Genomic DNA, 13326 nt, shown 5'->3' with positions numbered 1-13326 from the left:
CATGCCGACCCGCCTGCCCACTTATTTCGTCTCGCACGGAGGCGGCCCGTGGCCGTGGATGAAGGACCAGTACGGCCCCACGTATGCCGAGCTGGAAGCGTCGCTGGTCGACATCAAGCGCCAGATCGGCGTGCGTCCGAACGCCGTGCTCGTGGTGACGAGCCACTGGGAGACGGACGAATTCACCGTATCGTCCGGCACCGCGCCGGGCATGATCTACGACTACGGCGGCTTCCCGCCGCACACGTACCGGATCCGCTACCCGGCGCCGGGCGAGCCGCGGCTGGCGGAAAGGGTCGCGCAACTGTTGAACGATGGCGGCCAGCCGGCCCGCCTCGACGCGGAACGCGGCTTCGACCACGGCACGTTCTCGATGCTGGCGCCGATCTATCCCGAGGCCGACATGCCGGTCGTGCAGCTGTCGATCCGCCACGATTACGACCCGGCCGTCCACCTGGCCGCGGGCCGGCTGCTTTCCCCGCTGCGCGACGAGGGCGTGCTGATCCTCGGGAGCGGGCTGTCGTTCCACAACCTGAGACAGTTCGGCCCGGGCGGCGCGCTGGCGTCGAACGCGTTCGATACGTGGCTGCAGCACGTGCTGCTGGAACTGGCGCCGGCCGACCGCGAGCAGGCGTTATTGCGCTGGAGCGAGGCGCCGTATGCGCGCATGGCGCATCCGCGCGAGGATCACCTGGTGCCGCTGTGGGTGGCGCTGGGCGCGGCCGAGAACGAGAAGGCCGCGTGCGTGTACCACGAAGAGAGTTTCTTCGGGGCGTTGACGGTGTCGAGTTTCAGGTTCGGCGAGGCGGCCTGATTAACGTAGGTGGGCTCCCCGAGCCCACCATTTACGTCGGCGGTCCACAAACGTTCGGTGGGCACGTTTCATTTGAGCTCCCCGGCCTCAAATGCCCACCCTACGCCTGTCGTTGGCAGGGGATTTTAAGTCCCGCGCTTTCCCCGCGCCGCCTCCTCCGCCTTGCGCGCGGCCTTCTCGGCCGCGATGCGGGCCTTTTCTTCCATCTCGATGCGGTGGCGTTCCAGGGCTTCCGCGCGGGTCTGCGGGGTTTCCAGGCTGATGCGGCCCAGCGCGCCCTGGCGGTAATCCTGCAGCAGCACGTGCGCCGCCTTTTCGTAGTCGTAGTCGCCGCCGCGCACGCGGAACGCGCGGCGCTGGGCGACGCCTTCGATGACGCCGAAGCCGTCCAGGCCGTCCGTCTTGATGCCGTAGCGGGCCGTCAACAGCTGCGGGTAGCGCTGCAGCAGCAGGCTGCCCAGGAACTCCGCGACCTCTTCCTCGATCACGGCATTCGTGCCGATCGCATGGCTCGCGGCCAGCATCAGGCCGTCGCTCTCCATCTCGATCTTGGGCCACAGCATGCCCGGCGTGTCGACCAGCACCGTGAACTTGTCCAGATAAAGCTTTTGCTGGGACTTCGTGACGGCCGGTTCGTCGCCGACTTTCGCCACGCGCTTCTTGAGCAGCGCGTTCATCAGGGTCGACTTGCCCACGTTCGGGATGCCCATGATCATGATGCGCAGCGGCTTCGTCGGCACGCCGCGGTGCGGCGCCAGCGCCTTGCACAGGTCCGGGATCTTCGCCACGTCGGACGGCTTCTTGGTCGTCATCGGGTAAGCGGTGACGCCGTCCTGGGCGTCATACCACGCGGCCCAGGCGGCCGTGGCGACGGGATCGGCGAGGTCGGTCTTGTTCAGCACCTTGAGGCAGGGGCGCTGGCGGAACTTGCGCAATTCCTCGACCATCGGGTTGCTGCTCGCCTCCGGCAGGCGGGCATCCAGGACCTCGATGACCACATCGGTGTTTTCCATCTGTTCCGCGGCCTGCTTGCGGGCGGCGGCCATGTGGCCTGGGAACCATTGAATCGACATGCTTTACTTTCAATATCTGCGTGCAACCCTCTATTTTACGCTAGTCGACCCGTGGATGGCGCCGCTGCCTACCTTGTTGCCGGCATGCACTCGCTCGGCGGCGGCGGCGACGTCGGGTCGAACGCGGACAGGCGGGCGCGCGCTTCGCGCAGGTCCTTGCCGAATTCGGTCAGGTAGCGCGACCGTTCCTCGCTCTGCCATTCCGCATCCGAATAACTTTTCGGCGAGTGGGCCGTGGCCGTCAAGACCTTGCCCTGCAGGCGCGGCACCAGCGCGCGGTCGGGGTCGGTGTTTTCCTTGAGCAGGTAACCGTCGACGTCGCGCAAGGTGAGGGGCGGCGGCGGCGACTGGTCGCGCAGCAGCTTGCCGAACAGTGTCAACCTGACGTCGTTCGGGCCGGGCCCGAGCACGTCGTTGAAGGTCAGCAGCGCGACGCTCTGGCCGCGGGCGTCGTCGACGCGGCCGTTGATGATGTAGCGGCCCGGCATGCGCACCTCGAGCGGCAGGTGGAACACGAGCGAACCCTCCTCGACGGCTTCGCGCGGCGCGCCCGCCCACACGGCCGGCAGTTCGGGCGTATAGATGACGTCGAACTGGACGACGCCGCTCTTGCCGCCCACGTTGTAGCGCACTTCGGTGCGGATGGTGCCGTTGAACGAGGCGAGCCCCGTCTGCGCGGGCGCCAGCACACCGGCGAAGGCGCCGTCGTTCGGCACCGGGTCGGCACCCGTACCGTCGTCGACGAACGGGATGCTCACTTGCGGCGTCTGGCGCGCGCCGCCATACGTGATGCCCTGCGCGAGCGCGCGCGTGATCACGAGCGGCAGCGTCTTGCCGTCCGCGTCGACGGCGCGCAGCGAGAACGCCACCGATTCACCGGACGCCATGTAGACGCGCGACTGCGACGTCTGCAACAGAACGCGGCCTTCGCTTCCGCCGCCGTCCAGGCGCATCGGGTTCATCGACGCCACGGGATCGTTCGGGCGATTCTGGTCGGGATTGTCCGCCATCGGGCGCGAGCCGACCGGATACTGGCTGGACGCGCGATAGCTGCAATACGTGTGATCGGCCAGCTGCACGTTTTCCACGAGCTGGCGGCGCCGGCTCGCGCGGTCATCCGGCAGCGGCACGCCGGCGGCCTGGACCTGGCCGAAGAATTGCGGTCCGCGCGACGCCGGTGCCTGCGCGCTTGCTGCGACGGGCGCGGGGCCGCCGTGGTCCATGACGCTCCACGCGAGGACGGCCACGACGGCGACGGCCGCCGACGCCAGCACCAGCCGCCGCAAGCGCGGCCGGGGCGGGCTGGACGGGCGCGGCGGCCACGGTTTGCCGGATCGACTAGAGGGCACTGTTCACCATCGCACTGCGCACGACGGACACGATGCCTTCCCAATTACCGTTCGTGTAATGGTTGTAGGCTTCGCCGTCGTCGCGGAAGGACACGGAGTGATAACTCCACTTCGTACTGCCGCCCTCGTTGGCGTTAGTTCCGAGCGTCAGGTCGTTGCAGAACCAGTCGCTGGGGTTGCAGTACGCGCCGCCGGAACTGCCGGACACGCCGCCGGAGCTGTGGTACGCGACGGCTTCGTCATCCTGGCCGGGCAGGATGCCGGAATACGCGGTGCCCTTGGCGCCCGCGTACATGTAGAACCAGATGCCGCGCGTATCGTTGTGGTTGTACATGGCGCGCGCGGTCGTCGTCTTGAGGTCTTGCGTCAGCGGGTCGGAGGTAGCCCACGATCCGTAATCGGCCAGCTCGGAGCCGCCGCCCGCGCCGGACGCGGCGCGCACCCATTTGATGTTCCAGCCGGTCTGCGACGTACCGTCGCTGTTGCCGCATACGCCCGACGAGTTCGGCGCCGCGTTCTTCTTCATGCGCGCCGAGCCGCCGTAGTTCGCGAGCGTGTAGCCCATCATGAGGTCGCCCGCGCTGTGGGTCGCGATATAGCACCAGTTGCTGCCGGTGCAGAAGCAGTCGAGGGCGTCGCGGATGTGGTAGTTCTGCGATGCGATGGTGTTGTAGCCGTCCCAGTTGACGGCCTTCTTGTTGACGCCCGCCGCCGTGGAAGACGGGCCCCAGTACGTGAAGCTGTTGTAGTCGCCGATCGTGCCGCCGCCCGTGCGGCCGTTGATCCACAGCGTGTAATTCGTCGCCGATGCGAACCCGGTAATTCCGAGCAGGCACAGCGCCGTCAGCCAGCGCATCAGTGTCATCTCCCTCTCCTCCATGCTTGTCGTCGTTGGATGGTGTCGCCGTGCGCCGTGCCGGTGCCGAACTGATGAGGTCGCCGTGGCTTACGGCCGAGTCGACTGTAGAGAGGGTCCCCAAGTGTGTCAATTGCCGCGCGAGCCAGAGTGATGGCCCGCGCGTCCATGTTCAACGCGCGTTCACCGCGACCGCCGCCCGCATGACGGCGACGATGCCGCCCCAGTTCCCGTCCGTGTAATGGTGGTAGTTCTCGCCGTCGTCGCGGAAGGCCACCCAGTGGTTGGCCCACTTGGCATGGCCGCCCTCGGCCGGGTCGGGCCCCAGGGTCAGCACATGGCAGAACCAGTCGCGCGGGTTGCAATACGACCCGCCCGCCGAGCCGGCGACGGCGCCCGCGCTGTGGTAGGCCTCGACCCCATCGTCCTGCCCAGGCAGGAAGACCGACGTCAGGCCGCCGTCGGCGCCGGCGTACATCCAGAACCAGATGCCGCGCGTGTCGTTGTGGTTGTACATGGCGCGTGCGGTACGGACCCGCAGGTCCTGCACGAGCGGCTCGGACGTGGTCCAGGCGCCGATGTCCGCGAGTTCCGAGCCACCGCCCGAGCCGGCGGCCGACGCGATCCACTTGATGTTCCAGCCGGTCTGCCCAGTGGCCCCCATCGATCCGTCGGCGTTGCCGCACACGCCCGAGGCGTTCGGCCGGGCGTTCTTCTTCACGCGCGTCGAGCCGCCGTAGTTCGCGAGCGTGTAGCCGATGAGCAGGTCACCCGCGCTGTGCGTGGCGATGTAGCACCAGTTGGCGCCCGTGCAGAAGCAGTCGAGGGCGTTGCGCAGGATGCCGCTCTGGGAGGCGATGCTGCTGCGGCCGTCCCAGTTGACGGCCTTCTTGTTGACGCCGGCGTCCATCGCGGCCGGCCCCCAATAAGCGAAGTCGGCGTAGTTGCCGACCGCGCCGCCGCCCTTGCGGCCGTTGATCCACAAGGTGTAATTGGTCGCCGACGCCAGGCCGGCGCACGCCAGCAGGCATAGCGCCACAAAGCAACGCAGCGTTCTCATCAATCCCTCCACTCATCGATAACGTGGAAATTAGATACTGCTGCGCTGCGCGAGTTCGCGGGTTCAGTCGAGTTCCGCGAGGGCTTTGATGTGAGCCACGACACTGCGTCCCAACGCCGACAGCGCATAGCCGCCTTCGAGGCAGCTGACGATGCGTCCGCCCGCGTACTGCCGCGCGATGTCGGCGACCCGGTGCGTGATCCACGCGTAGTCCGCCTCAACCAGCGCCATGCCGCCCATATCGTCTTCCTTGTGGGCGTCGAAGCCGGCCGAGATGAAGATCATCTGCGGGCGGAACGCGTGCAGCGCGGGCAGCCATTGTTCGGCGACGAGCTTGCGGACGACGTCGCCACCAGTGTACGCCGGGACCGGCACATTGATACTCGTAGCGGTGATAGGTTCCGGGTCGGTGTACGGGTAAAACGGGTGCTGGAAGAAGCTGGCCATCAGCACGCGCGGATCGCCGCGGAACGATTCGGCCGTGCCGTTGCCGTGGTGGACGTCGAAGTCGATGACGGCGACGCGGTCGAGACCGTGCACGTCGAGCGCACGGCGCATGGCGATGGCGACGTTGTTGAAGAGGCAGAAGCCCATCGGTTCATTCGGCCGCGCGTGGTGCCCCGGCGGCCGGACGGCGCAGAACGCGTTGTCGACGGTGCCGGCGATGACGGCGTCCGTCGCGGCCACGGCGGCCCCGGCAGCGCGCAGGGCGGCGCGGTAACTGTCCTTGCACAGCAGCGTGTCGCCGTCGAGCGGATAGTGTGCGCCGGGTGCCGCCGGCAGGTTGTCGCGCACGAGGTCGAGGGCGGCCTGCGTGTGGTTGCGCAGGATGTCGGCCTCGTCGGCCAGCGGCGCGCTCACGTGTTCGACGAGCCCGTCCAGGCGCGCGAGGATCAGCTGGTCCTCGATGGCGCGCAGGCGCTCGGGCGTTTCGGGATGCCAGCTGCCCATCTCGTGCAGGGAACAGTCCGGGTGGCTGTAAATGGCTGTACTCATGATTGCTGGTTAATGCTCATCCGTACCGCAAGTCCCTCCGTTCTCGCATAGAATCGACGGGAAAGGCGCTGACGCAGTGCATATCGAGATTGCTAACCACGCTAATCTACCACGCCTGCGCACCCCGCCACCCCTGAACGACCATCGGAAGCCATCCATGTTCAACAAATTGCACGCCGCCGCGCGCCAGGTCAGCCAGATCGTGGTCGGCAAGGACCAGCAGGTCCGCCTCGCCCTGACCTGTCTGCTGGCCGGCGGCCACCTGCTCATCGACGACGTGCCCGGCGTCGGCAAGACGACCCTGGCCCACGCGCTGGCGCTGGCGCTGGGATTGAAATTCAACCGCGTCCAGTTCACGAGCGACCTGCTGCCGGCCGACGTGGCCGGCATCTCCGTCTACGAGCGCGAAAAGAACGGCTTCGTCTTTCACCCGGGACCGATCTTCACCCAGGTGCTGCTGGCGGACGAGATCAACCGCGCCACGCCCAAGACGCAGTCGGGCCTGCTCGAAGCGATGGAAGAGCGCCAGGTCACGGCCGACGGCGTCACCCGTATGCTGCCGGAACCCTTCTTCGTCATCGCGACGCAGAATCCCGCGCACCAGGTTGGCACGTTCCCCCTGCCGGAATCGCAGCTCGACCGCTTCCTGATGTGCCTGTCGCTGGGCTATCCGGACCCCGCCGCCGAGCGCGCCCTGCTGATGGGCGAGGACCGGCGCGCGATGCTCAAGTCGATTGCCCCCGTGATGCGGCCGGAGGAACTCATGGATGCCCAGCGCTCGCTGCGCGCGATCCACGCGTCCGACAAGCTCATCGACTATTTGCAGGCCCTCGCGCAGGCGTCGCGCTCGGGCAAGCTGTTCGCGGAAGGGCTGTCGCCGCGCGCGACGCTGGCCCTGCTGCAGGCGGCGCGCGCGTGGGCCGCGCTGGAAGGGCGCGACCACGTGATCCCGGAAGACGTGCAGGCCCTGCTCGTCCCCGTGTGCGCGCACCGCCTGCGGCCGCTGCGGTCCGCGCAGGGCGTGGCGATGGCCAGCCGCGACCTCGTGCTGCAGTTGCAGAAGTCGGTCCCGGTCTGATGGCCGGACTTGCCGATCCAGCGATGGCACGGCCCAAGGGTTGGCCGATGCGCTGGCTGCACCGCAAGCGCGCGCTGTGGCGCACGAAGGCGACGGCGCGCGACACGGGCAGCGTGCTGCTGAGCCAGCGGCGCGTCTACATCCTGCCCACGCGCGCCGGGCTCGGCTTCTGCGCGTTGCTGCTCGTGCTGCTGGTCGGTTCCATCAACTACAGCCTCGGCCTCGGCTTCGGCCTGACGTTCGTCGCCGGCGCCTGCGCCCTCGTCGACATGGTGCAGACGACGCGCAACCTGGCCGGCCTCGTGCTCAGCCCCGGCCGCGCGCCCGACGTGTTCGCCGGCGAGGACGCGCCGTTCGAGTTGCGCGTCGAGAATCCCACGCGCCTGCCCCGCTACGCCGTCTGGATCGATTTCGAGCACGAGCGGGAACCGCGCCAGGCCGTCGACGTGACGGCCGGCGGCAGCACGACGCTGGTGTTGCGCACGCCGACGCGCACGCGCGGATGGATGCGGCCGCCGCGCGTGCGCCTGTCCACGCGCTTCCCGCTGGGCCTGTTCCGCGCCTGGAGCTGGTGGCAGCCGGACAGCCGCGCCCTCGTCTATCCGTTCCCCGAGCAGGACGCGCCACCGCTGCCGATGACCGGGCGCCCCAGCCCCGACGGCGTGGGCAGCACGGGCAGCGACGATTTCGCGGGCGTGCGCAGCTACCAGCCGGGCGACCCGATGCGCTACCTCGCGTGGCGCCAGATCGCGCGCCTCGATCCGGCACTGGGCGGCCAGCTCGTCACGAAACACTTCGAGGGCGGCACCGTCGACGAGCTCGTGCTCGACTTCGACGCGCTGCCCCCGCGGCTCGACGAAGAGCTGCGCCTCGCGCGCATGGCCCGCTGGGTCCTGGAGGCGGAGCAGCGCGCCCTGCCCTACGCGTTCCGGCTCGGCCGGATCCGCTACGATTCCGCCCTCGGCGCGGCGCACCAGGCGGCCTGCCTGCGCGCGTTGGCGCTGTACGGTCTGCCGGAGGGCACGGCATGACGCCGCTGTCACGCGACAAGCAGGATACGCTGCTCCTGATCGCCAGCAGCCTGCTCGTACTGGTGCCGCACGCGGCCCACCTGCCGCCGTGGGTAAGCCTGCTGTGCGGCGCGACGCTGGCCTGGCGCGCCGGGGTCACGCTGCTGGGCCGGCGCATGCCGTCGAACGTCATCCTCGTGCCGATCGCCGCGGCCGCGATGTTCGGGGTGCTGCACAGCTATCACACCTTGTTGGGACGCGATGCGGGCGTCGCCATGCTCGTGCTGCTCGTCGCCTTCAAGATGCTGGAAATGCACGCGCGGCGCGACCTGTTCGTCGTCGTGTTCCTATGCTATTTCCTCGTGCTCACCAACTTCTTTTATTCGCAGACGATCCCGACGGCGCTGCTGATGCTCGTGTCGCTCGTGGCCCTGCTCGCGACGCAGCTGTCGTTCCAGCTGACGGGCGCGGTCCCGCCGCTGCGCACGCGCCTGTGGATGGGCGCCAAACTGCTGGGCCTGGCGCTGCCGCTGGCGGGCGCGGCATTCGTCCTGTTCCCCCGCGTCGAAGGCCCGCTGTGGGGCATGCCGGACGATGCGCACAGTGCCAGGAGCGGCCTGTCGGACACGATGTCTCCCGGCCAGATGTCGAACCTGGCGCAGTCCGAGGACGTCGCGTTCCGCGTGAAATTCGATGGCGCGCCTCCGCCGCAACCGCAGCTGTACTGGCGCGGCCCGGTGCTGGGCAGCTACGACGGCCGCACCTGGACCCGCATCCGGCCGTCGCGCCACGTGCGCCCGCAGCCGCTGTCGCTGTCCGTGGGCGGCAAACCGCTCGGTTACCAGGTCACCCTGGAACCGTCGAACACGCGCTGGCTGTTCGCCCTCGAGATGCCGCGCGCCCTGCCCGCCGTGCCGGGCCATGACGTGGCGCTGTCCGGCGAGCTGGAGATCCAGACGCTGGCCCCGATCGCGGAGCGCGTGCGCTACGACCTCGTCTCCTACGTGCACTACAACCTGCAGCCGGAGGCATCGCCCGTCGACGGCCAATGGCTGACGCTGCCCTACGGGATCAATCCGCGGGCGCGGGCCGAGGGCCAGGCGACAGCCAACGAGCCCGATCCGGCGCGGCGCGTGGCGGCCGTGCTGCGCGAGTTTTCGCAAGGCGGCTTCGTCTACACCCTGCAGCCGCCGCTGCTGCCGGGGCCGGACGCCGTCGACGACTTCCTGTACGGCACACGCGCCGGCTTTTGCGAGCACTACGCCGGCGCCTTCGTGTTCCTGATGCGCGCGGCCGGCGTGCCGGCGCGCGTCGTCACGGGCTACCAGGGCGGCGACCTGAATCCGCTCGACGGCTATCTGACCGTGCGCCAGTCCGATGCGCATGCGTGGGCCGAAGTCTGGCTGCCGCGTCAAGGCTGGGTGCGCGTCGACCCGACGGCGGCCGTGGCGCCGGAACGCGTCCGGCGCAGCCTCGCGCGGGCGCTGCCGGCCCCGGCGCCGTTCGGTCTCGAAGGCCTGGGCCGGCTGCTGCAGCCCGATCCGGATTCGCTACTGGGCCGCATCCGTTACATGTTCGGCGCGGTCAACAATGGCTGGAACCAGTGGGTGCTGAATTACACGCCGCAGCGCCAGCAGAATCTCGTGCAACGCTTGCAAGAAGGATTGTCCCATTGGCAAAGCCTGGCGCTGATCGGCATGCTCTGCCTCGTGTTGTTTCTGGTCAGAAAATTCTCGTTACGGCAGAAAACCGATCCTGCCGATGCGCTATACTCGGTCCTGTGCCAGCGCCTCGGCCAGCTTGGCCTGCCGCGTGCGCCGGACGAAGGGCCGACCGCGTACGCCAGCCGTATTGAAGCTCGATCCTTTGCCGACGCCGGTCTGACGCCCGAGCAGAGCGCGGCAGCGACCGAGTTCCTGCGGCGCTACAGCGCTTACCGCTACGGACCGCAGAGTCCGGGCACCGGCCTCCTGTCTACCCTGAGAGATTTGCTGTCCCGAGTTCGATGAAATCCTTCGTTCCACTGCTGCTTACCCTTGCCGTCGGCGCCGGGGGAGCGGTGGATGCGGTCGCCGCATCCTCGCTGCATCATTCCCATACGGCCAAAGCCAAGGCCAAATCCGCCAAGGCCGCGAAAAAGTCCGGCAAAGCCGCGACCGCCATCGCCGCCCGCCCCGCCATCGACTACGACGGCGAAACGGTCAATTTCAGTGAATGGCAGGCCGTGCGCGACTTCGAGGACGAGATGGTCGCCCGCGACGGTTTCGATCGCGCCCAGGTCGAGGACGTGATCCGGCACGCGCGCTTCATCGACTCCGCCGTCCAGCTCGTGAAACCGGCCCCGCCGGGCAAGCCCAAAAACTGGAGCGCGTACAGCGACCGCTTCATCGAGCCGATCCGCATCAATGCCGGCGTGCGCTTCTGGGGCGAGAACGCGGCCACCCTCGCGCGCGCGGAGGCGACGTATGGCGTGCCGGCCGAGATCATCGTCGGCATCCTTGGCGTGGAAACGATTTACGGCCGCGATACCGGCCGCTTCCGCGTCGTCGACGTGCTGACCACCCTCGCCTTCGCCTACCCGGAAGCGCCGAACCGGCTCGAGCGCATGGCGTTCTTCCGCAGCGAACTGGAAAACACGCTGCTGCTCGCGCGCAAGGAACACATCGACCCGTTCTCGCTGCTGGGCTCGTTCGCGGGCGCCGTCGGCATGCCGCAATTCATGCCGGGCAATATCCTCAAATATGGCGTGGATTTCGACGGCGACGGCATCGTAGACCTGCGCGGCTCGGCGGCGGATGCGATCGGCAGCGTGGCCAACTTCCTCGTCCAGCATGGCTGGGACCGCACCAACACGGGACCGGCCGTGTTCCCGGCCGCCGTGGCGCCCAGCCTCGCCTGGCAGCCGCTGCTGGGCGGCCTGGAAGCCCGCTACCGTCCGGCCGAACTGGACGGCGCCGGCGTCGCGACGCATACTGCGCTCCCGGACGGCCGCCTGTACGGTCTCGTCGACTTGCAAAACGGTGCGGACCCGACGGAGTATTGGGTGGCGAACGCTAACTTTTTTGCTATCACGAAATACAATCGCAGTTATTTTTATGCCATGTCGGTCGTGGAACTGGGCCGTGCCGTGCGCCTGGCACGCGGGATTTAGCTGCTCAGAACCAACAAATTTGTATCAATTTGTAACAAGCTTGTCATAAATACTGCTGAGTTAATGCAGTCGTGACAACGTTATACTCCCGGGGTGTACCACGGTTTCCGTTTTGCAGTTCTTCTAGGAAACTGTAGGTATTCCTCGATACCCCCTCTCAAATTGTCATTCCACCATTCAATTCCTAAACGTGCGGCGGCGCATCGATAATTGCTTTACACTTAATTTTAAACAAAAAACAATTATCCCCTCCGGTGAGTTTGTGAGAGAATTGCATTGCGGCTATTGTTGCGATGGGACAACGAACTCAACGAAAGCCACCGAAATTTATTGCTCTTGAGTACTAAATTTGAAATTAGTTGTATAATTTAGTAGAAACTTTCATATCCTCAAGGACCTGGAAGTTCGCCCCGAGCTCTGACAAACTCTCATAGGAATAGTGACATCATGACGAACCAAGTCGGTATCGATATGAACAGCGATTCGGAAAATGACGAACTGCTGCAATACAACCCGAATCGCCTGCTCGACACCCTGATCGAGAACCTGCGCCTGAAAAACGACGCGGCCCTGTCGCGCGCTCTGGAAGTCGCACCGCCGGTGATCTCGAAAATCCGCCACCACCGCCTGCCGGTCGGCGCCTCGCTGCTGATCCGCATGCACGAAGTCTCGGACCTGTCGATCCGTGACCTGCGTTACCTGATGGGCGACCGCCGCGCCAAGTTCCGCATCAGCGACAAGCAGTTCAAGCCGAAAGACAAGGACGCTGGCGGCAGCGGCGCCGAGCAATAATGCAACGCGTCGGACCGGACGGCGGCCTTTGATGCCGCCGCACCGGAGCAGGCATGTTCGACCCACATCGCGTGGGGTGGGAGACCCAGCGCCGCGAACCCGCGCCGGGCAACACGACAATCAGGCGGGAAACACACCCGTCGACAAATAACGATCACCGCGGTCGCAGACGATGAACACGATCGTCGCATTCTCGACCGTCTGCGAAATGCGCAAGGCGATTTCGCAGGCGCCGGCTGCGGAAATACCGCAGAAAATACCCTCTTCGGCCGCCAGACGGCGCGCCATCTGTTCCGCCGCGGCCTGGGTCACGCTCTCGACCTGGTCGATGCGCGACTTGTCGAAGATCTTCGGCATATAGGCTTCCGGCCATTTGCGGATGCCGGGAATCGACGATCCTTCTTCCGGCTGCGCGCCGATGATGCGCACGCCCTCGTTCTGTTCCTTCAGATAGCGCGACACGCCCATGATCGTGCCGGTGGTGCCCATCGCGCTGACGAAGTGGGTGACGCGGCCTTCCGTGTCGCGCCAGATTTCCGGACCCGTCGTCTCGTAGTGGGCGCGCGGATTGTCCTGGTTGCCGAACTGGTCGAGGATGATGCCCTGCCCGTCCTTCTGCATCTGCTCGGCCAGGTCGCGCGCGTATTCCATGCCGCCCGTCTTCGGCGTCAGGATGATGCGGGCGCCGTACGCGGCCATGCTCTGGCGGCGCTCGACCGACAGGTTGTCCGGCATGACCAGCACCATCTTGTAGCCGCGGATCGCCGCAGCCATCGACAGCGCGATGCCCGTGTTGCCGCTCGTCGCTTCGATCAGCGTGTCGCCGGGTTTGATCTGGCCGCGCGCCTCGGCCCCGCGCAGCATCGACATCGCCGCCCGGTCCTTCACGGAACCCGCCGGGTTGTTGCCTTCGAGCTTGCCGAGGATGATGTTGTTGCGGGCCGCCGCTTCCGGCCCGGGGATGCGCACCAGTTGCACCAGCGGGGTATTGCCGATCGTGTCTTCGATGGTCTTGTATGCCATTGCTTACTCTTTTGCGAACGCGAAAGCGCCATTCTAATCCGAGTTGCGGCAGCGCGTACGGGGCGGGGTCGGTGCCGGCGCGTACGCCAAAGAAAAACCCCGCGCTCGGCGGGGTTTCATGCGG

Annotated in this window: 12 protein-coding genes; 6 read left to right on the top strand and 6 right to left on the bottom strand. The window is 66.9% G+C overall.

The genetic code is table 11. The features are described 5' to 3' along the window. Position 1: 1 nt before the first annotated feature. On the top strand, positions 2 to 814 hold the full coding sequence (locus BVG12_RS28000; protein ID WP_075795263.1) for a DODA-type extradiol aromatic ring-opening family dioxygenase: 813 nt from the start codon (positions 2 to 4) through the stop codon (positions 812 to 814). Positions 815 to 939: 125 nt separating this feature from the next. Here BVG12_RS28000 and ylqF read toward each other — a convergent pair whose 3' ends face one another. From ylqF to BVG12_RS27975, 5 genes are all read right to left on the bottom strand, one after another. Then, positions 940 to 1887, bottom strand: coding sequence for a ribosome biogenesis GTPase YlqF (gene ylqF / locus BVG12_RS27995; RefSeq protein ID WP_075795262.1), 948 nt, complete (start codon positions 1885 to 1887; stop codon positions 940 to 942). Between the two features lie 68 nt (positions 1888 to 1955). Continuing rightward, complete coding sequence (locus tag BVG12_RS27990; protein WP_156895758.1) at positions 1956 to 3236, bottom strand: choice-of-anchor X domain-containing protein; 1281 nt, start codon at positions 3234 to 3236, stop codon at positions 1956 to 1958. After that, positions 3226 to 4101, bottom strand: a complete 876-nt coding sequence (locus tag BVG12_RS27985) for a hypothetical protein (RefSeq protein WP_156895757.1) — start codon at positions 4099 to 4101, stop codon at positions 3226 to 3228. Before BVG12_RS27985 ends, BVG12_RS27990 begins: the two co-directional genes overlap by 11 nt. A 163-nt stretch (positions 4102 to 4264) precedes the next feature. Beyond that, positions 4265 to 5152 carry a hypothetical protein gene (locus BVG12_RS27980; protein ID WP_075795260.1) on the bottom strand — a complete coding sequence of 296 codons (888 nt, stop codon included), beginning with the start codon at positions 5150 to 5152 and terminating at the stop codon, positions 4265 to 4267. A gap of 63 nt (positions 5153 to 5215) precedes the next feature. Then, positions 5216 to 6148, bottom strand: coding sequence for a histone deacetylase family protein (locus BVG12_RS27975; RefSeq protein WP_075795259.1), 933 nt, complete (start codon positions 6146 to 6148; stop codon positions 5216 to 5218). Between the two features lie 157 nt (positions 6149 to 6305). Between BVG12_RS27975 and BVG12_RS27970 the strand changes: the two genes are divergently transcribed. The 5 genes from BVG12_RS27970 to BVG12_RS27950 all read left to right on the top strand — a co-directional run bounded on the left by BVG12_RS27970 (position 6306) and on the right by BVG12_RS27950 (position 12179). Next, positions 6306 to 7226 carry an AAA family ATPase gene (locus BVG12_RS27970; protein ID WP_075795258.1) on the top strand — a complete coding sequence of 307 codons (921 nt, stop codon included), beginning with the start codon at positions 6306 to 6308 and terminating at the stop codon, positions 7224 to 7226. A 23-nt stretch (positions 7227 to 7249) separates the two neighbouring features. Continuing rightward, positions 7250 to 8257 carry a DUF58 domain-containing protein gene (locus BVG12_RS27965; RefSeq protein ID WP_307189091.1) on the top strand — a complete coding sequence of 336 codons (1008 nt, stop codon included), beginning with the start codon at positions 7250 to 7252 and terminating at the stop codon, positions 8255 to 8257. Next, positions 8254 to 10245 (top strand): transglutaminase TgpA family protein, encoded by a 1992-nt coding sequence (locus BVG12_RS27960; RefSeq protein ID WP_075795256.1) that lies wholly within the window; start codon positions 8254 to 8256, stop codon positions 10243 to 10245. Before BVG12_RS27965 ends, BVG12_RS27960 begins: the two co-directional genes overlap by 4 nt. Then, a complete protein-coding gene (gene mltB, locus BVG12_RS27955) occupies positions 10242 to 11387 on the top strand; it encodes a lytic murein transglycosylase B (RefSeq protein WP_075795255.1) in 1146 nt (381 codons plus the stop codon). The genes BVG12_RS27960 and mltB overlap by 4 nt, the downstream gene beginning before the upstream one ends. Positions 11388 to 11834: 447 nt before the next feature. Next, positions 11835 to 12179, top strand: coding sequence for a hypothetical protein (locus tag BVG12_RS27950; RefSeq protein WP_075795254.1), 345 nt, complete (start codon positions 11835 to 11837; stop codon positions 12177 to 12179). 120 nt (positions 12180 to 12299) lie between these two features. On the opposite strand, the gene cysM is transcribed toward BVG12_RS27950, so the two are convergent. After that, on the bottom strand, positions 12300 to 13202 hold the full coding sequence (cysM, locus tag BVG12_RS27945; protein WP_075795253.1) for a cysteine synthase CysM: 903 nt from the start codon (positions 13200 to 13202) through the stop codon (positions 12300 to 12302). Positions 13203 to 13326 lie beyond the last annotated feature (124 nt).

The organism is Massilia putida (assembly GCF_001941825.1).
GTDB classification, from domain to species: domain Bacteria; phylum Pseudomonadota; class Gammaproteobacteria; order Burkholderiales; family Burkholderiaceae_D; genus Telluria; species Telluria putida.
The sequence above is the reverse complement of the archived record's forward strand: the minus strand, read 5'-3'. Positions and strand labels throughout refer to the sequence as shown.

Coding starts and splice junctions, on each gene's coding strand:
- BVG12_RS28000 (WP_075795263.1), top strand. CDS start 2: ATGCCGACCCGCCTGCCCACTTATTTCGTCTCGCACGGAGGCGGCCCG.
- ylqF (WP_075795262.1), bottom strand. CDS start 1,887: ATGTCGATTCAATGGTTCCCAGGCCACATGGCCGCCGCCCGCAAGCAG.
- BVG12_RS27985 (WP_156895757.1), bottom strand. CDS start 4,101: ATGACACTGATGCGCTGGCTGACGGCGCTGTGCCTGCTCGGAATTACC.
- BVG12_RS27980 (WP_075795260.1), bottom strand. CDS start 5,152: ATGAGAACGCTGCGTTGCTTTGTGGCGCTATGCCTGCTGGCGTGCGCC.
- BVG12_RS27975 (WP_075795259.1), bottom strand. CDS start 6,148: ATGAGTACAGCCATTTACAGCCACCCGGACTGTTCCCTGCACGAGATG.
- BVG12_RS27970 (WP_075795258.1), top strand. CDS start 6,306: ATGTTCAACAAATTGCACGCCGCCGCGCGCCAGGTCAGCCAGATCGTG.
- BVG12_RS27965 (WP_307189091.1), top strand. CDS start 7,250: ATGGCACGGCCCAAGGGTTGGCCGATGCGCTGGCTGCACCGCAAGCGC.
- BVG12_RS27960 (WP_075795256.1), top strand. CDS start 8,254: ATGACGCCGCTGTCACGCGACAAGCAGGATACGCTGCTCCTGATCGCC.
- mltB (WP_075795255.1), top strand. CDS start 10,242: ATGAAATCCTTCGTTCCACTGCTGCTTACCCTTGCCGTCGGCGCCGGG.
- BVG12_RS27950 (WP_075795254.1), top strand. CDS start 11,835: ATGACGAACCAAGTCGGTATCGATATGAACAGCGATTCGGAAAATGAC.
- cysM (WP_075795253.1), bottom strand. CDS start 13,202: ATGGCATACAAGACCATCGAAGACACGATCGGCAATACCCCGCTGGTG.